Below are 17020 nucleotides of genomic sequence, written 5' to 3' on the forward strand. Positions count from 1 at the left end.
TTGCTTACATCTTTTCCGGCGCGCTTACGCCCAGCAGGCCCAGGCCGTTGGCGAGCGTCTGGCGGGCCGCGCCGGCGAGGGCGAGGCGGGCGTTGCGCGTGGCGGCATCGTCCACCAGCACCGGCGTCCCGTGATACCACGTGTGGAAGGCATGCGCCAATTCACGCAGGTACTGCGCGACCAGGTGCGGCTCCAGTGCCACGCCGGCGGCTTCGACCACTTCCGGGTAACGCGAGATCTCGTTCATCAGCTCCAGCGAGGCGGCGTCGTCCAGCTGCGCCAGTGCGGCCAGGCCCTGCGCCTGGTCGTGGTCCAGGCCCTTCTCCTGCGCCTGGCGCAGCAGCGAGCAGACGCGGGCATGCGCGTACTGCACGTAGAACACCGGGTTGTCGTTGCTCTGCTGGCGCGCCAGGTCGATGTCGAAGGTCAGCTGCGAATCGGGCTTGCGCGCGATCAGGAACCAGCGCACGGCGTCGCTGCCGACCTCGTCGATCAGGTCGCGCAGGGTCAGGTAGCTGCCGGCGCGCTTGGACAGCTTCACTTCCTCGCCGCCGCGCATCACCGTCACCATCTGGTGCAGCACGTATTCCGGCCAGCCCTGCGGGATGCCCACGCCCAGCGCCTGCAGGCCGGCGCGCACGCGCGCCAGCGAGCCGTGGTGGTCGGCGCCCAGTTCGGTGATGGCACGCTCGTAGCCGCGCTGCCACTTGCTCAGGTGGTAGGCCACGTCCGGCAGGAAGTAGGTGTAGGTGCCGTCGGACTTGCGCATCACGCGGTCCTTGTCGTCACCGAAGTCGGTGCTGCGCAGCCACAGCGCGCCGCCTTCCTCGTAGGTGTGGCCGGAGGCGACCAGCTGGTCCACCGTCTCGGCGACCTTGCCGTCCTTGTACAGCGAGCTTTCCAGGAAGTAGATGTCGAAATCCACGCCGAACGCGGCCAGGTCCAGGTTCTGCTCGTTGCGCAGGTAGGCCACGGCGAAGCGGCGGATGGCCTCGAAGTCCCCGGCATCGCCGGCACCGACCACCTGGCTGCCTTCCAGTTCGACGGTCTGGCCGAGCAGGTAGGCCTTGGCGACGTCAGCGATGTACTCGCCGTTGTAGGCCTCGGCGGGCCACTGCGCGTCGCCCGGCTTGAAGCCTTGCGCGCGCGCCTGCACGGAGCGGGCGAGGTTCTCGATCTGCACGCCGGCGTCGTTGTAATAGAACTCGCGCCTGGCGTTCCAGCCGTTGGCTTCCAGCACGCGCGCGATGCAGTCGCCGATGGCGCCGGCGCGGCCGTGGCCGACGTGCAGTGGGCCGGTCGGGTTGGCCGAGACGTATTCCACGCCGACATTGCGGCCGTTGCCGCCCAGGTTGCGGCCATAGTCGGCGCCTTCGCGCAGCACGCTGGCCACTTCGCGCTGGAACGCCACCGGCGCCAGTTTGAAGTTGATGAAGCCCGGGCCGGCGATCTCGACGCTGCTGACGTCGTCGCTGGGCGGCAACGCCGCGACCAGCGCCTGCGCCACGGCGCGCGGGTTGCTGCGCGCGGCCTTGGCCAGCAGCATCGCGGCGTTGGTGGCGAAGTCGCCATGCTCGCGGGTCTTGGGTCGTTCGACCACGAAATCCGGCGGCAGGGTGTCGGCAGGCAGGGTGCCGTTGGCGCGCAAGGCTTCGATGCCTTGGCCGATCAGGGCGCGGAGTAGGGATTTCACGTGACTGTCTGCTTGGAGCGCGGAACTGCGCATTTTACCCGACCGACGGGACAGCTGCTTCCGGGGCCGGCCCGGCGGTCAGCGAAGTCAACGCGGGGTGCAGGAGCGGGCTGTGGCCTGCGTCCGGGGGAAGCAGCATGCGAGGAATGTCTGCCTGCGCTACCGGCCGGCACGGACCCGTGGCGGTTCCCCGCAGCAGGCGCGGCGGTTCCCCGGCACGCGGGGGCCGGGTCCTGCTACATCCAGCCACGGGCCGCCAGGGACACCGGCAGGCCGTCGCCGATGACGAAGTGGTCCAGCAGCCGGATCTGCACCAGGGCCAGGGCTTCGCGCAGGCGCAGGGTGACGGCGCGGTCGGCCGTGGAGGGCTCGGCGTTGCCTGAAGGATGGTTGTGGCCGACGATCACCGCCGCGGCGTTGTGCGCCAGCGCCCTGCGCACCACCTCGCGGGGATGCACCTCGGCGCCGTCGATGGTGCCGCGGAACAGTTCCTCGAAGGCCAGCGCCCGGTGCCGGGTGTCCAGGAACAGGACCGCGAAGACCTCATGGGACTGGGGCCGCAGCCGCTGGACGAAGTAGCGGCCGGCCGAGTCCGGGTCGGTCAGGGTGGTGCCCCGCTTCAGGTCCGAGGCCAGATGGCGCTGGCCCAGTTCCAGCGCTGCGACCAGCCGGCAGGCGCGGGCCGGGCCCAGCCCCGGCACCCGCATCAGCTCGCGCGCGCTGCGGTCCAGCAGCTGCCGCAGCGGGCCATGCGTCTGCAACATCTCGCGCGAGGTCCGTATCGCATCCTGGCCGGGCAGGCCCGAGCCCAGGAAGATCGCCAGCAGCTCCGCGTCGGAAAGGATGCGGGCCCCATGTGCCAGCAGCTTTTCGCGGGGGCGTTCGGAGTCGGGCCAGTCGCGGATGTGCATGGCCTCAGGATGAGCGCGGACCATGCGCAAGGTAATAAGTCGTAACGGACCCTTCGGGTAAGCTAAAGATTCTTGTGCAGGTAGGATTTCCCAAAGTGACCGGCTTTCCCCACAGTGTCCATGCGCCGTCCCGGCCGCTGGACGGACAGAAGCTGCTGCTGTGCGTCGGTGGCGGCATCGCCGCCTACAAATCGCTGGAGCTGGTGCGCCGCCTGCGCGACGCCGGCGCCAGCGTGCAGGTGGCGATGACCGATGGCGCCCAGCAGTTCGTCACGCCGTTGAGCTTCCAGGCACTGTCCGGCCAGCCGGTCCGCACCACCCTGTGGGACAGCGCCGCCGAACAGGCCATGGGCCATATCGAACTGGCGCGCTGGGCCGACCGCGTCGTCATCGCGCCGGCCACCGCCGACCTGCTGGCGCGGCTGGCGCACGGCCATGCCGACGATCTGGTCAGCACCCTGTGCCTGGCCACGACCGCGCCGCTGACGGTGTGCCCGGCGATGAACCACCGGATGTGGCTGCACCCGGCCACGCAGGCCAACATCGCGCTGCTGCGCGAGCGCGGCGTGCAGGTGGTCGGGCCGGAGGACGGCCCGCTGGCCGAGGGCGAATCCGGCCCCGGCCGGCTGAGCGAGCCGGAGGCGATCGTCGCCGCGCTGGCCGGCAATGCCGCGCCCACGGCGCCGGCCGCGCCGGACCGGCTGCACGGCATGCGCGTGCTGATCAGTGCCGGCCCCACGTATGAAGACCTGGACCCGGTGCGCTACGTCGGCAACCGCTCCAGCGGCAAGATGGGCTATTCGCTGGCCGCGGCCGCGGCGCGCCGTGGCGCGCAGGTGGTGCTGGTCAGCGGGCCGGTGCAGCTGCCGACGCCGCCCGGCGTGCAGCGGGTGGACGTGCGCTCGGCCGCGCAGATGCGCGAAGCGGTGCTGGCCGCGCTGCCGGCCGATATCTATATCGGCGCCGCCGCGGTGGCTGACTACACGCCGCGCCAGGTGGCGCAGCAGAAGCTGAAGAAGACCGCAGGCAGCCAGACGCTGACGCTGGAGCTGGTGCGCACCCCGGACATCCTGGCCGAAGTGGCCGCGCAGGAGCAGGTGCTGAAGCTGGTGGTCGGCTTCGCCGCCGAGACCCACGACGTGGAGAAATACGCGCGCGGCAAGCTTGCCGACAAGCATCTGGACCTGATCGTCGCCAACCAGGTCGGCATCGCCGGCGGCGGTTTCGAGAGCGACCAGAACGCGGCCACCGCCTACTGGAACGATGGCCACCGCGTGTTCCCCGGCACCGCCAAGACGCAGCTGGCCGAACAACTGCTGGACCTGATCGCGGAGAGACTGGACGCATGAATACGGACACCGCCCTGCAGCCGCTGCAGGTGAAACTGCTGGATCCCCGCTTCGGCGATGCCTGGCCGCTGCCGGCCTACGCCACCGAGGCCAGCGCCGGCATGGACCTGCGCGCAGCGATCGAGGCGCCGATGACCCTGGAGCCCGGCGATGCGGCGCTGCTGCCCAGCGGCATCGCCATTCATATCGCCGATCCGGGCCTGTGCGCCGTGGTGCTGCCGCGCTCCGGGCTCGGCCATCGCCACGGCATCGTGCTGGGCAACGGCACCGGCCTGATCGATGCCGACTACCAGGGGCCGCTGCTGATCAGCGTGTGGAACCGCGGCCGCGAGCCGTTCACCATCGAGCCGGGCGACCGCATCGCCCAGTTGGTCGTCATGCCGATCGCCCGCGTGACCTTGCAGGTGGTGGATACTTTCATCGACAGTGCGCGTGGAACGGGTGGATTCGGCCACACCGGAGTGCGCTGACAGGGGAAACGCACGATGAGCCAAGGGAACGAAAGCCGGCGTCCGCGCGCGGCGCTCGGCCGTTCGACACCGGTGCTGGCGGCGCTGCTGGTGCTGCTGGCCGGCTGGTTCGGCTGGGGCGCCTTCGAGCAGTGGCAGCAGGCCAGTACCGGCTCCAGGCTGGAACAGGCGCGCGACCAGGCGGTGGAGGAGCTGCACAAGACCATCGCCGCGCAGACCGCGCAGTTCGCCCGCCAGCTCGAGCTGGAACCGGTCAAGGCTGCCCTGGCCAAGGGCGACGCCGCCGCGGCGGCGTCTGCGATGCGCGAGAAATGGGACGGCGCGGACGATGCGCAGGTGTTCGATGGCGGGCTGTCCGACGCTTATGCCGACCCTGCCGCGTTCGGCTATTCGCGGCTGGCCCTGCTGGAACTGGCGATGAGCGAAGGCAAGCCGGTCGCGCGCGTGGTGCGCGACGGCAATGGGCCCCGCCTGGGCCTGGCCGCGCCGGTGCGCCTGCAGGAGCGGTCGGCGGTCGCCTACATCCGCCAGCCGCTGACCCGCCTGGGCGCGGTGTTCGACGCGCTGGACTCGCCGGATTCCGCCTTCCTCGGCCTGCGCCAGGGCGGCTTCACGGTATTTCGCCGGGGAGATGCGGCGCTGGGCAACGGCGCCGATGCGCTGGCGCGGCCGGTGGCCGACACCGGCCTGCGCGTGGTGGCGGAAGTGCCCGACACGACGACAGGCCCGCTGGGCCTGGGCACGGTGAGCAGTGCGACGGTCGCGGTGCTGATGCTGGCGACGGCGGTGCTGTTGCTGGTTGGCCGCAAGCGCCTGCGCCTGCCGGCGCTGCGCCGCGGTGGCGAAGCGCCGGCCGCCGATGACGGCGTCACCCTCAGCGAGGCGCTGGCGCAGGAACCGTTGCCTGTGGCGGCGGTACGCGAGCGCGAGGCCGGCGAGGAGCCGGCGGCGCCCGAGGCGGGCATCGGCGCCGTGGCTTCCGGCATTTTCCGCGCCTACGACATCCGCGGCGTGGTCGGCAGCGAGCTGACGCCGGCCGTGGCCACGCTGATCGGCCAGGCCATCGGCAGCCAGGTACAGGCGCAGGGTCTGCGCGAGGTGGTGGTGGGCCGTGACGGCCGCCTGTCCGGCCCCGAGCTGGTGGCCGGACTGATCGAAGGCCTGCGCCGCGCCGGTTGCGACGTCATCGACATCGGCATGGCGCCGACGCCGGTGGTGTATTTCGCCGCCTACCACCTGCGCGCCGGCAGCTGCGTGGTGGTGACCGGCAGCCACAACCCGCCGGACTACAACGGTTTCAAGATCGTCATCGGCGGCGAAACGCTGTCCGGCGAGGCGATCACCGACCTGTACCGGCGCATCGCCGACGGCCGCCTGCAGCGCGCCGATGCGCCGGGCGGCCTGCAGCAGCGCGAGGTCATCGCCGACTACGTGCAGCGCATCGCCGACGACGTGCAGCTGGACCGCCCGCTCAAGGTGGTGGCCGACGCCGGCAACGGCATTGCCGGCGCAGTGGCGCCGCAGCTGCTGGAGGCCATCGGCGCGGAGGTGATCCCGCTGTACTGCGAGGTGGACGGGCAGTTCCCCAACCACCACCCGGACCCGAGCGAGCCGCACAATCTCGAGGACCTGGTGCAGATGGTCCGGCGTTTCGACGCCGACCTCGGCGTGGCCTTCGACGGCGACGGCGACCGCCTCGGCGTGGTGACCAGGGAAGGCAGGATCGTGTTCGCCGACCGCCTGCTGATGCTGTTCGCCGCCGACGTGCTGGCGCGCAACCCCGGCGCGATGGTCATCTACGACGTCAAGTGCACCGGCAGGCTGTCGGATTACATCCTGCGCAACGGCGGCAGCCCGATGATGTGGAAGACCGGGCACTCGCTGATCAAGGCGCGCATGCGCGAGACCGATGCCGAGCTGGCCGGCGAGATGAGCGGCCACTTCTTCTTCAAGGAGCGCTGGTACGGTTTCGACGATGGCCTGTATGCGGCCGCGCGCCTGCTGGAGATCCTGGCCCAGCGCGAGGAAGGCCCGTCCGAGGTGCTCGACGAGCTGCCCGATGCGATCTCCACGCCGGAGCTGAAGGTGGCGGTGGCCGAGGGCACCCAGCACGCGCAGGTGGCGCTGGTGGTGGCCGCGGCGCAGGCCGAGGATTCGCCGTTCGCCGGTGCCCGCATCTCCACCATCGACGGCCTGCGTGCCGATTTCGGCGACGGCTGGGGCCTGGTGCGCGCCTCCAACACCACGCCGGTGCTGGTGCTGCGCTTCGAGGCGGACGATGAGGCCGCGCTGGAGCGGATCAAGGGCCTGTTCCGCGACCAGCTGCGGCAGGTGCTGCCGGCGGGGACCGAGCTGGGCTTCTGATCGCCGCCGTGGTCGCGCCGGGCAGCGCCCGGTGGGGCTTTGGCTGGGACTGCCACAGCGGGGCGTTGCCCCGCTCTACAGGTTGGCTGTGCTCTGTAGCGCCGGGCAACGCCCGGCGGGGCTTCGGTTGGGAATGCCACAGCGGGGCTTTGCCCCGCTCTACAAGGAGCGCGGTGTTCTGTAGCGCCGGGCAACGCCCGGCGGGGCCTTCGCAGGTAGTGCCGCAGCGGGGCGTTGCCCCGCTCTACAGGGGCATCGCGTGGAAGCGCAGGCCGACGCCGGGTTCGGTGAACAGGTAGCGCGATTCCAACGCCGAGTCGCCGAGCTTGTGCCGCAGCCGGCCGACCAGGATGCGCAGGTAATGCGTGTCGTGGCGATGGCTCGGCCCCCAGACTTCCTGCAGGATCTGCGGCTGGGTGACCACGCGCCCGGCATTGCGCAGCAGCAGCGCCAGCAGCGCGTATTCCTTGCGGGTCAACGCCACCGCCGCACCGTCCAGGCGTACCTCGCGGCGGGCCAGGTCGATGAGCAGGTGGCCGTCGTCGAACAGCGGCACCTGGCCTTCGCCGTCGGCGCTGCGGCCGCGCAGCAGCGCCCTTGCCCGCGCCATCAGTTCCTGCGTGCCGAAAGGCTTGGTCACGTAATCGTTGGCGCCGTTGTCCAGCGCCCGCACCTTCTCCGCTTCGCCGGCGCGCACGCTGAGCATGATCACCGGCACCTGGCTCCATTGGCGCAGTTCGGCCAGCACGTCGTGGCCCTCCATGTCGGGCAGGCCGATGTCCAGGATCACCAGGTCGGCGCCTTCGCCGGCAAGTTTGCGCAGGCCTTCGCCGCCCGTGGCCGCCTGGCTGGTGGCGTAGCCCTGCGCGCGCAGCGAGATGTCGAGGAAGCGGCGGATCTGCACCTCGTCGTCGATCACCAGCACGCGCGCCGGCGGGATGGCGGGGGCGTCAGCCATCGTCGCGCGGGCTCTCCGGATGCGGCTGGAGCAGGGGCAGGGTCATGCGCACCAGCGTACCGCGGCCATCGCGGCCAGGCAGCGCTTCGACGTGGCCGCCGTGCGCGCCGATCATGCCCTGGCAGATGGTCAGGCCCAGGCCGGTGCCCTGGCGGCCACGGTCGCCGCGTTCCACGCTGTAGAACATGTCGAAAATGCGCGCACGCTCGGCATCGGGAATGCCCGGCCCCTCGTCGATCACCTCGATGCACAGTTCGCCGCCGTGCAGGCGCGCGCGCACCTCGACCGCGATGCCCGGGGGCGAGAACTTGGCCGCGTTCTCCATTACGTTGAACAGCGCCTGTTCGACCAGCGCCGGATGCACCCAGATCGGCGGCAGGTCGTGCGGGATGTCCAGCTTCAGCAGCGCATCCGGCTGGTAACGCTGCAGGCGCCGCGCCGCCGAGCCGATCAGCTCGTCCACGCCGATCCAGTCGCGGTTGAGCTTGAGACCGTCGTGGCCGAGCCGGGTCATGTCCAGCAGGTTCTGGATGTAGCGGTCCAGGCGTTCGCCCTCGACCACGATGGTGTCGAGCAGCGCGCGGCGGTCGCTGGCGTCCATCGCCTCGGCATAGCTGGAAAGGCTGTCGGCCGAACCGATCATCGCTGCCAGCGGCGAGCGCAGGTCGTGCGACACCGAGGACAGCAGGGCCGAGCGCAGGCGTTCGGTCTCGTTGTGCAGGTGCGCGGTTTCCAGGTCGGCGACCAGGCGCGTGCGCAGCGCCGCCTGGGCGATGTCGTCGGCCATGGCTTCGGCCAACTGGCGCTGCTCCGGCGCCAGCCGCGGGTACTGGCGGTCCAGGCGCAGGCCGGCCACGCCGATACCGTGCCCTTCGCCGTCCAGCAGCGGCAGGAACCACCAGTCGGCGCCGGCCAGGGTGTCGGTGAAGCGGCCCGCCGGCTGGCCATGGCGCAAGGCCCAGTCTGCCGCGGCCAGGTCGGTGGCGCCGGGCGCCGCGCTGCCACTGGTACTGGTGTCCTGTGCGATCCGCACCCAGGCCGGCGAATCGAGGGCCTGCTCCAGCGCGACGCGGCCGGCGTGCGCCACCTGCGCGTTGTCGGTCGCGCCGACCAGTTGCCGGCCCAGCGCCTGGCGCACGTTTGCATGGCGGTTGGCCGCGCGCAGCGCCACCACCTGCATGCGCAGCCGCGACGCGAGCCGCCCGGCCACCAGCGCCGCGGCCAGGAACAGGAACACGGTGATCACGCCCTGGCGCGCGTTGATGGCGAAGGTGAAGCGCGGGGCGATGAAGAAGAAGTTGTAGGCCAGGAAGCACAGCGTGGCCGCCAGCACCGCCGCGCTCATGCGCGTGCGCGCGGCCACCAGCACCACGGCGACGATGAACACCATCGCCAGGTCGCTCAGGCCGATCCAGCGTTCGCCCAGCCACGCCGCCAGGCAGGCCGCGGCGGTGGCCAGCAGCGCCAGCGCCGCGTCCCTGCTCCAGTTCTCCGGATCGAGCGACAGCCCGGTGCGGCGCGCGCTGGCGCGCGCCTGCGGCGTACTGATGATGGTGATTTCGTAGTGCGCGCCGCGCTGGATCAGCTGCTGGGTCAGGGTCTGGTTGAACAGCCGCGCCAGCGGGCGTTCGCGGGTGCGGCCCAGCACCAGGGTGGAAACGGCGTTGTGCGAGGCGTAGTCCAGCAGCACGTCGGCGATGCCCGGCCCATGCAGCAGTTCGGCATCGCCACCGAGACGGCGCGCCAGCGCGAAGGCGGCGTCGATCTCGCGGCCGGTGGCCTCGTCGTGGCGGCGGTTCCGCACCGTCACCACCGTCCACGGCGCGTCGCGGCGCTCGGCAATGCGCCGCGCCACGCGCACCAGGTATTCGCTCTGGCCGCCGCCGTCGATGGCGACCAGCACCCGCCGCCGCAACGGCAGGTTGCCCTCGCCGCGCGCCGCCCGCGCCTCGCGCAGGCTGCTGTCGACGCGGTCGGCGGCCTCCTGCATGGCCAGTTCGCGCAGCGCGGTGAGGTTGGCCGGCGAGAAGAACGCCTGCAGCGCCTGCGCGGCCTGTTCGGGCACGTACACCTTGCCCTGGCGCAGGCGCTCGATCAGTTCGCGCGGCGGCAGGTCGACCAGCACGATGTCGTGCAGGCGGTCGAACACCACGTCCGGCACGGTCTCGCCGACGCGTACGCCGGTGATGCGCATCACCACGTCGTTGAGGGTTTCCAGATGCTGGATGTTGATGGTCGTCCAGACGTCGATGCCGGCGTCGAGCAGTTCCATCACGTCCTGCCAGCGCCGTTCGTGGCGGCTGCCGGGTGCGTTGCGGTGGGCCAGTTCGTCGACCAGCACCAGCGCCGGGTGCCGCGCCAGCACCGCGTCCAGGTCCATTTCCTGCAGGCGGTGGCCGCGGTAATCGACTTCGCGCAGCGCGATCGCCGGCAGCCCGCCCAGCAGCGCGGCGGTGTCGCTGCGGCCATGCGTTTCCACCACGGCCGCGACCACATCCACGCCGCGGCGCCGCTGTTCCTGCGCGCGGGTGAGCATGGCGTAGGTCTTGCCGACGCCGGGCGCGGCGCCGAGGAAGGCCGTCAGCTTGCCGCCGGCCTCGCGTTGCAGGCTTTCGGCCAGCGCATCGGCCTGGCGGCTGCGGGGGTCGTTCATGGCCGCGATTGTGCGCCGTGTCCGGCAGGCGGGGAATCAGGGCGCATGCGCGGCGGCATCCAGGGCCCGGTTCAACGCGACCACGTTGACGCGCGGCTGCCCGAACACGCCCCATTGCCGGTCCTGCAGCTGGTCCTCCAGCAGCGCCTGCACGCGCTGCGGCGGCCAGCCGCGCGCGCGCGCCACGCGCGCCACCTGCAACCGCGCCGCCGCCGGCGAGAGTTGCGGGTCGAGTCCGCTGGCGGATGCGGTGACCAGATCGCCCGGTACCTGCGCCGGCGCGACCCGCTCGCGCGCGGCCACGGCGGAGGTGGCCGCGGCCACGCGCCTGGCCAGTTCCGGATTGCTGCGCGCCAGGTTGCTGCCGGCGGCGGCCATCGGGTCGTAGCCGGCTGCCGATGGCCGTGCCTGGAAATAGCCGTCGCCCGCGAAGGGCTGCGCCAGCAGGACGGAGCCGCGCACCGTGCCGTCGGCGTCGCGGACCAGGCTGCCGTCGGCCTGCGCCGGGAACAGCGTGCCGGCGATGCCGGTGGCGAGCAGGGCGTAGAGCAGGCCGGTACCGAGCAGGCCGAACAGCGTCAGGCCGATGGCCGGGCGCCACAGTGGAGTGTGCATTGCAGGATTCATGTGCCGGACACCAGGACGAGGAGAAGGTCGATGGCCTTGATCGCCACGAAGGGCAGCAGCACGCCGCCGACGCCGTAGACCAGCATGTTCCGGCGCAGCAGCGCGGTGGCGCTGGCCGGGCGGAAGCGCACGCCGCGCAGCGCCAGCGGGATCAGGGCCGGAATCACCAGCGCGTTGAAGACCAGCGCCGCCAGTACCGCGTTGCGTGGGCTGGAGAGCTGCATCACGTTCAGCGCCGCCATCGACGGGATGGCCGCGGCGAACAGCGCCGGCAGGATCGCGAAATACTTGGAGACGTCGTTGGCCAGCGAGAAGGTGGTCAGCGCGCCGCGGGTGATCAGCTGCTGCTTGCCCACTTCCACCACCGCCAGCAGCTTGGCCGGGTCCGAATCCAGGTCGACCATGTTGCCGGCCTCCTTGGCCGCCTGCGTGCCGGAATTCATCGCCAGGCCGATGTCGGCCTGGGCCAGCGCCGGGGCGTCGTTGGTGCCGTCGCCGACCATCGCCACCAGCCGCCCACCGGCCTGTTCGCTGCGGATGCGCGCCAGCTTGTCCTCGGGCCTGGCCTGGGCGATGTAGTCGTCCACCCCGGCTTCGGCGGCGATGGCCGCGGCGGTCAACGGGTTGTCGCCGGTGATCATCACCGTGCGGATGCCCATCGCCCGCAGCTGCGCGAACTTCTCGCGCATGCCGTGCTTGACCACGTCCGACAACGCCACCACGCCGAGCACATGGCGGCCTTCGCACACCACCAGCGGGGTGGCGCCACCGCGGGCGACCTGCTCCACGCGCGCCTGCAGCTCGTTGGGTACGTTGCCGCCCAGCGCCTGCACGTGCGCGGCGATGGCGTCGGCTGCACCCTTGCGGATGCGGCGGCCGTCGTCCAGGTCGACGCCGGACATGCGGGTCTGCGCGCTGAAGGCCAGGTAGTCCGCTCTTTCCGGTTCGCTGGCGGCGCATCCCTGCTCGCGGGCCAGCCGCACGATCGATTTGCCCTCCGGGGTCGGGTCGGCCAGCGAGGACAGCAGGGCCGCTTCGCGCAGCTGCGCGGCATCGATGCCGGCCAGCGCATGGAAGGCCGTGGCCTGGCGGTCGCCGTAGGTGATGGTGCCGGTCTTGTCGAGCAGCAGCACGTCCACGTCGCCGGCCACTTCCACCGCCTTGCCGGACTTGGCCAGCACGTTGGCGGCCAATGCCCGGTTCATGCCGGCGATGCCGATGGCCGGCAGCAGGCCGCCGATGGTGGTCGGGATCAGGCACACCAGCAGCGCGATCAGCAGCAGCGGATCGACGCGTACGCCGACGAAGCCGGCGATCGCCGGCAGCGTCGCCACTACCACCAGGAAGGTCAGCGACATCGCCGCCAGCAGCAGGGTCAGCGCGATCTCGTTCGGCGTCTTCTGCCGGTTGGCGCCTTCCACCAGCGCGATCATGCGGTCCAGGAAGCTGTGCCCCGGCTCGGCGGTGACGCGCACGATGATCTGGTCCGACAGCACCTTGGTGCCGCCGATGACGCCGGAGCGGTCGGTGCCGGCCTCGCGCAGCACCGGTGCCGACTCGCCCGTGACCGCGGCCTCGTTGATGGTGGCCAGGCCCTGCACGATCTCGCCGTCGGCCGGCACGAGTTCGCCGGCGGAGACGATCACGTGGTCGCCCGGGCGCAGCTCGGCCGCGGCGACGGTGCTTTCGGCCGCGCCTGGTTGCGGCGCGGCCAGGCGGCGCGCCACCAGGTCCCTGCGTGCGCGCCGCAGCGAGGCCGCCTGGCCGCGGCCGCGCGCTTCGGCCACGGCTTCGGCGAAGTTGCCGAACAATACGGTCGCCAGCAGGATCGCGGTGACCGCCAGGCCGAAGCCCAGCGGTGCGTTGCCGGTGAGCGTGAGCAGCAGCGCCAGCAGGGTGCCGGCCATGACGATGGCCATCACCGGGTTGTGCAGCAGATGCATCGGCGCCAGCTTGCGGACCGACTCCAGCAGGGCGCGCCGCCAGCCTGCGGCGTCGAGCAGGGGCGGGCGGCGCATGGCGGCCCGGGAAACAGGGGGGGACATCGGGATGTTCATGGCTGTGGGGCTCCCTGCAGTGCCAGGCCCAGGCGGTCGGCCACCGGGCCGAGGACCAGCGCCGGCATGAACTGCAGCACGGTGAGGACGACGATCACGCAGAGCAGGGTCAGGCCGAAGGTCGGGGTTTCGATCTGCAGGCTGCCTGCGCCCTGCGGTGCCTGCCGCTTGCCGCCCAGCTGTGCGGCGATGACCAGCGGGACGATCAGGATCGGGAAACGGCCCAGCGCCAGCACCAGCGAGCAGCTCAGGTTCCACCACACGGTGTTGGTGGCGAGTCCGGCGAAACCCGAACCGTTGTTGGCGTAGGCCGAGGTGAACTCGTAGAACACCTGGGTGATGCCGTGGAAGCCGGGATTGGACGTGCCTGCCAGGCCGGGGATGGCCAGGGTCAGCGCGGTCAGGCCGAGCAGGGTGATGGGTTGCAGCAGTACCAGCACGGCGAGCAGGCGTATCTGCGGCGTTTCCAGTTTGCGGCCGAACAGCTCGGGCGTGCGCCCGGTCATCAGTCCGGCCAGGAACACCGACAGCATCAGGTACACCAGGAACTGCTGCAGGCCGCAGCCGATGCCGCCCCAGATGGCGCCGACCAGCATGTTGACCAGCGACACCATGCCGGTCAGCGGGCTCATCGAATCCTGCATGCCGTTGACCGAGCCGTTCTGCACCTGGGTGGTCAGCGTGGCCCACAGCGCGGTGCCGTCCGCGCCGAAGCGGACCTCCTTGCCTTCCATCAGCAATGGACTGGCGGCGGTGGCGCCATGGCCTTCCAGCCACACCGTGCCGAAGGTGGACAGCAGCGACATGCCGAGCATGCAGCCGAACACCAGCGCGCCGAACCGGCGCCGGCCGGTGAAGGCGCCGATCATGAACACGACCGCCATCGGGATCAGCACGATGCCGACCAGTTCCAGCGCATTGGAAAGCGGCGTCGGGTTTTCCAGCGGGAAGCTGCTGTTCGGCCCGTACCAGCCGCCGCCGTTGGCGCCGAGCTGCTTGGCCGCGACCATCGCCGCTACCGGCCCCAGCGGGATCTTCTGCGCCTGCATGCCGGCGCTGGCGTCGATCGGCACGGCCTGCGGGCCGGCCGCGAGCGTCGAGGGCACGCCCTGCCAGGTCAGCAGCAGCGTCCACAGCAGGCACAGAGGCAGCAGGAAGCGCAGGCACAGGCGCACCACGTCGGCGTAGTAGTTGCCGACCCTGATGCGTGCGGCGTTGCCGTTGCCGTTGTCCTGCGTTCGGGCGAACAGTGCCCGCAGCGTGGCCACGGCCAAGGCCAGGCCCATCATCGGCGTGATCACCTGCAGGCCGGTGATGGCGGTCATCTGCGACAGGTAGGACAGCTGCGCCTGGCCGCTGTAGTGCTGCTGGTTGGTGTTGGTCAGGAACGACACCATCGTGTGCAGCGCGGTGTCCCAGCGCAAGTTGGGAATGTGGTCCGGGTTGAGCGGCAACCAGGCCTGGCTCATGAACACGGCCAGCGTCGGCACGGCCAGCACCAGGTTGCTGAGCAGGAAGGCGGCGACATAGCCGCGCCAGGACATGGCGCGGCCCGGGTCCACGCCCAGCAGCCGGTACAGTGGCTTTTCGATCCAGTGGAACAAGGGATCGATGCGCATCGGCGTACCGCGCATCAGCCGCGCCAGGTACAGGCCCAGCGGCCAGGCCAGGAGCATGCCGGCCAGCAGGATGACAAGGGCTTCGGTCATGGCGCGCTCCTCAGAACGACTCGGGCCGCAGGACCGCGTACAGCAGGCAGGCGGCGGCGACCAGCGCCACCAGTCCGCACAACAGGGAAAGCCAGCCGGGCATGGGAAACCTCGCTTTCTGGACGCCACTCGCGGGGCGCGCCGGTGGAAGGGCGGGGCGGCGCCGTTGCCGCAGGCCGTCGTCCCGATCAGGACCGGCATCGTCCTCCCGGAGGCCGTAAACGTTCGATGCCATGGAACCGGTGCGGGCGTAAAAACGCCATAAAAATGCGGATCGATGGCGCGTTGCGATGGCCGGGGGCGCCGGCGCCTTCCAGCCATCGCGGTCGAGGCTGCTGTCGGAGCGGTGGCGAAGGGCCCCCCGGCGGTTTTGACCGCGCCTGCCGATGGTCGGAAACGGGAATGGCAGGAACGGGGCAACAAAAAAGTGCCGGTGTCAAGTCTTTCGCGCAAATCACGCAGGGCTTGAAACCGTATATGGGACAGTAGGTTAGCTCTTTTACAGGCCACTTCGTAGAAGTGCCACCGCGTGGGCTAGGAGCCACATAAGAGCGTCGGGAGAGCAAGCCGCATCGCGCTGAATCGTGCTGGATTGCCGAGGAACGGCGAACCTGTTTCGTCATCATAGCCCAGCGGTTTAGCGGCATCCAGAACGAAGAACACGCAGCCCTGGGGCTGCGCGTTCGATGGATGCCGCAGGATGGTAGGCGACGCCATCATGTCGGCTTCGACGGCGCGCTCCGCGTTGCCGTGCCCTTCCTGAATCCCCGATCCCCCGCCATGAACGCCTCCAGCATATGCGGGATCAGCGTCGCCGCATCGACTGCTTCGCCGTAAGTCTGCGCATGCAACGCAGCGTAGCGGTCGAGGTCGGCTTTCAGGCTGGCCGGGCACGCAAAGGTCAGTTTCGTGGATTCTAGTTTCGGCAGCGGCCCCAGCCGCAGTTTCTTGCCGGTGCTCATCGCATCACCCCCCTGTTGAAGAAAAGCGGCTGGTACGGCCGCAGCACCAAGTCGCGGTTAACGATGATCCGCACCGGCAGGCCCGGCCGCTCGGTCAACGTCGGCTGGATATTCATGTTGCGCCGGGTCATCTCCTGGCCGATCTGATTGATGCTGTCCTGCGCGCTGTCGCGCCCGGCGATCACGATGCGGTTGCCGTCCTGTCGGTTCTCCGGCGCGGCCAACTCCGCACCAACGCCCAGCAGCGTGGTCAGCGCGGCACCGGCGACGATGCGGCCCCAGTGATAGTCCACGCCATCTTCCAGGCCGGAATAGCCCGCCGGATCGGTGCCGACAAGGTTGTCGAGGGTCAGCGAGGACGTGTCCGGCAGGATGATCCGGTTCCACACCACTTGAACCCGGCTCTGCCCATAGCTGACCTGGCTGTTGTATTTGCCCAGGATGCGCGATCCCTGCGGGATCAGCAGGAACTTGCCCGTGGCCGTGTCATAGACCGGCTCCGTCACCGTGGCGATCACATCGCCCGGAAGATCGGACTTGATGCCCGTCACGAGCGCGCCCGCGATCACCGTCCCAGCCATCACCTGGTAGGGCGAAGCCGGCATTTGCAGATTGCTGGAATTACGGGTTTCAGTAGCGCCGCCTTTCAGGAAAGCCTCTTTCTGGTCCTGCCGGTTCTGCGTCGCAGTCGGGTCGGCAAGCTGGGCCGCTGTCGAGGCTGGCCCGGCGGCGAGCGGATCGAACCCCGCCAGGGCTGGTGCGGAGCCGGCTGCGGCAACCTGCGTAGTGGTCGGCGCTGCGGTCTTGCCGGGCGTGCCCGAGCGGAAGAACACCGACGAAGCTGCTGCGGCTTCGGCTTCCTTGCGCCGTGCATCCTCCGGGTCGTGGCCCGGCGGCGCATAGGCTGGCGTCACGGGCTGCTGCGACTTCACGATCGCTGGCCCAAGATCGCCCGGCAGCGGCGGCCCCAACTCCGGCACCTTCGGCAGCTTGGAATAGTCCGACGGCAGGCCGTCCAGCCCTTCGGACTTCGAGACGCGATCCACGTTGTAAAGCTCGGTCTGCTCGCCCGCGCCGCGACGGTGCGGTTGCAATGACCAGATCGTGGCCCCGAGCACGGCGACCGACAGGCTGCCGACGAGGACGGCCAGCGTGCGCCGATTCAGGCGCGTGACCGGGCGCGGCTGCGCGCGCAGCGCCACCGCCTCGGGTGCGATCTTTCCCGCCTGCGGCGCGGCGAGGTCGGGGGTGTCGTCCTGGCTCATGG

Annotated in this window: 13 protein-coding genes; 3 read left to right on the forward strand and 10 right to left on the reverse strand. The window is 70.5% G+C overall.

The features are described 5' to 3' along the window. Positions 1–4: 4 nt before the first annotated feature. Positions 5–1693, reverse strand: a complete 1689-nt coding sequence (argS, locus tag ABB22_RS07145; protein ID WP_055773037.1) for an arginine--tRNA ligase — start codon at positions 1691–1693, stop codon at positions 5–7. 236 nt (positions 1694–1929) lie between these two features. Further along, a complete protein-coding gene (gene radC, locus ABB22_RS07150; protein ID WP_055773041.1) occupies positions 1930–2604 on the reverse strand; it encodes a RadC family protein in 675 nt (224 codons plus the stop codon). Between the two features lie 95 nt (positions 2605–2699). On the opposite strand from radC, the gene coaBC reads away from it, so the two are divergent. Genes coaBC through ABB22_RS07165 form a run of 3 tightly spaced genes read left to right on the forward strand, consistent with a single transcriptional unit; the run spans position 2700 to position 6787 of the window. Then, positions 2700–3953 (forward strand): bifunctional phosphopantothenoylcysteine decarboxylase/phosphopantothenate--cysteine ligase CoaBC, encoded by a 1254-nt coding sequence (gene coaBC, locus ABB22_RS07155; protein ID WP_055773045.1) that lies wholly within the window; start codon positions 2700–2702, stop codon positions 3951–3953. After that, complete coding sequence (gene dut, locus ABB22_RS07160) at positions 3950–4423, forward strand: dUTP diphosphatase (RefSeq protein ID WP_055773048.1); 474 nt, start codon at positions 3950–3952, stop codon at positions 4421–4423. Before coaBC ends, dut begins: the two co-directional genes overlap by 4 nt. A gap of 15 nt (positions 4424–4438) precedes the next feature. Next, entirely contained in the window at positions 4439–6787 is a 2349-nt protein-coding gene (locus ABB22_RS07165) for a phosphomannomutase/phosphoglucomutase (protein ID WP_055773051.1), read from the forward strand. 244 nt (positions 6788–7031) lie between these two features. On the opposite strand, the gene ABB22_RS07170 is transcribed toward ABB22_RS07165, so the two are convergent. From ABB22_RS07170 to ABB22_RS07205, 8 genes are all read right to left on the reverse strand, one after another. Then, complete coding sequence (locus ABB22_RS07170) at positions 7032–7745, reverse strand: response regulator transcription factor (protein WP_055773053.1); 714 nt, start codon at positions 7743–7745, stop codon at positions 7032–7034. Next, positions 7738–10398 (reverse strand): sensor histidine kinase, encoded by a 2661-nt coding sequence (locus tag ABB22_RS07175; RefSeq protein WP_055773056.1) that lies wholly within the window; start codon positions 10396–10398, stop codon positions 7738–7740. The genes ABB22_RS07170 and ABB22_RS07175 overlap by 8 nt, the downstream gene beginning before the upstream one ends. Before the next feature lie 36 nt (positions 10399–10434). Then, positions 10435–11013 carry a potassium-transporting ATPase subunit KdpC gene (gene kdpC / locus ABB22_RS07180; RefSeq protein ID WP_235504359.1) on the reverse strand — a complete coding sequence of 193 codons (579 nt, stop codon included), beginning with the start codon at positions 11011–11013 and terminating at the stop codon, positions 10435–10437. An 8-nt stretch (positions 11014–11021) separates the two neighbouring features. Then, entirely contained in the window at positions 11022–13043 is a 2022-nt protein-coding gene (gene kdpB / locus ABB22_RS07185; protein ID WP_235504360.1) for a potassium-transporting ATPase subunit KdpB, read from the reverse strand. A 35-nt stretch (positions 13044–13078) separates the two neighbouring features. Further along, on the reverse strand, positions 13079–14791 hold the full coding sequence (kdpA, locus tag ABB22_RS07190; RefSeq protein WP_055773065.1) for a potassium-transporting ATPase subunit KdpA: 1713 nt from the start codon (positions 14789–14791) through the stop codon (positions 13079–13081). Between the two features lie 10 nt (positions 14792–14801). After that, positions 14802–14894 (reverse strand): hypothetical protein, encoded by a 93-nt coding sequence (locus ABB22_RS07195; protein WP_055773068.1) that lies wholly within the window; start codon positions 14892–14894, stop codon positions 14802–14804. Positions 14895–15507: 613 nt separating this feature from the next. Then, positions 15508–15753: a DUF2274 domain-containing protein gene (locus ABB22_RS07200; RefSeq protein WP_057505126.1), complete on the reverse strand. Its 246-nt coding sequence runs from the start codon at positions 15751–15753 to the stop codon at positions 15508–15510. Continuing rightward, positions 15750–17018 (reverse strand): TraB/TrbI/VirB10 family type IV secretion system protein, encoded by a 1269-nt coding sequence (locus ABB22_RS07205; protein WP_057505127.1) that lies wholly within the window; start codon positions 17016–17018, stop codon positions 15750–15752. The genes ABB22_RS07200 and ABB22_RS07205 overlap by 4 nt, the downstream gene beginning before the upstream one ends. Between the last annotated feature and the right edge of the window lie 2 nt (positions 17019–17020).

Source organism: Stenotrophomonas nitritireducens, from assembly GCF_001431425.1.
GTDB classification, from domain to species: Bacteria; Pseudomonadota; Gammaproteobacteria; order Xanthomonadales; family Xanthomonadaceae; genus Stenotrophomonas; species Stenotrophomonas nitritireducens.

Bases quoted from the DNA above. Each gene is read 5' to 3' on its own strand.
- radC (WP_055773041.1), bottom strand. From the start codon at position 2,604: ATGCACATCCGCGACTGGCCCGACTCCGAACGCCCCCGCGAAAAGCTG.
- dut (WP_055773048.1), top strand. From the start codon at position 3,950: ATGAATACGGACACCGCCCTGCAGCCGCTGCAGGTGAAACTGCTGGAT.
- ABB22_RS07165 (WP_055773051.1), top strand. From the start codon at position 4,439: ATGAGCCAAGGGAACGAAAGCCGGCGTCCGCGCGCGGCGCTCGGCCGT.
- ABB22_RS07170 (WP_055773053.1), bottom strand. From the start codon at position 7,745: ATGGCTGACGCCCCCGCCATCCCGCCGGCGCGCGTGCTGGTGATCGAC.
- ABB22_RS07175 (WP_055773056.1), bottom strand. From the start codon at position 10,398: ATGAACGACCCCCGCAGCCGCCAGGCCGATGCGCTGGCCGAAAGCCTG.
- kdpC (WP_235504359.1), bottom strand. From the start codon at position 11,013: ATGCACACTCCACTGTGGCGCCCGGCCATCGGCCTGACGCTGTTCGGC.
- kdpB (WP_235504360.1), bottom strand. From the start codon at position 13,043: ATGCGCCGCCCGCCCCTGCTCGACGCCGCAGGCTGGCGGCGCGCCCTG.
- kdpA (WP_055773065.1), bottom strand. From the start codon at position 14,791: ATGACCGAAGCCCTTGTCATCCTGCTGGCCGGCATGCTCCTGGCCTGG.
- ABB22_RS07195 (WP_055773068.1), bottom strand. From the start codon at position 14,894: ATGCCCGGCTGGCTTTCCCTGTTGTGCGGACTGGTGGCGCTGGTCGCC.
- ABB22_RS07200 (WP_057505126.1), bottom strand. From the start codon at position 15,753: ATGAGCACCGGCAAGAAACTGCGGCTGGGGCCGCTGCCGAAACTAGAA.
- ABB22_RS07205 (WP_057505127.1), bottom strand. From the start codon at position 17,018: ATGAGCCAGGACGACACCCCCGACCTCGCCGCGCCGCAGGCGGGAAAG.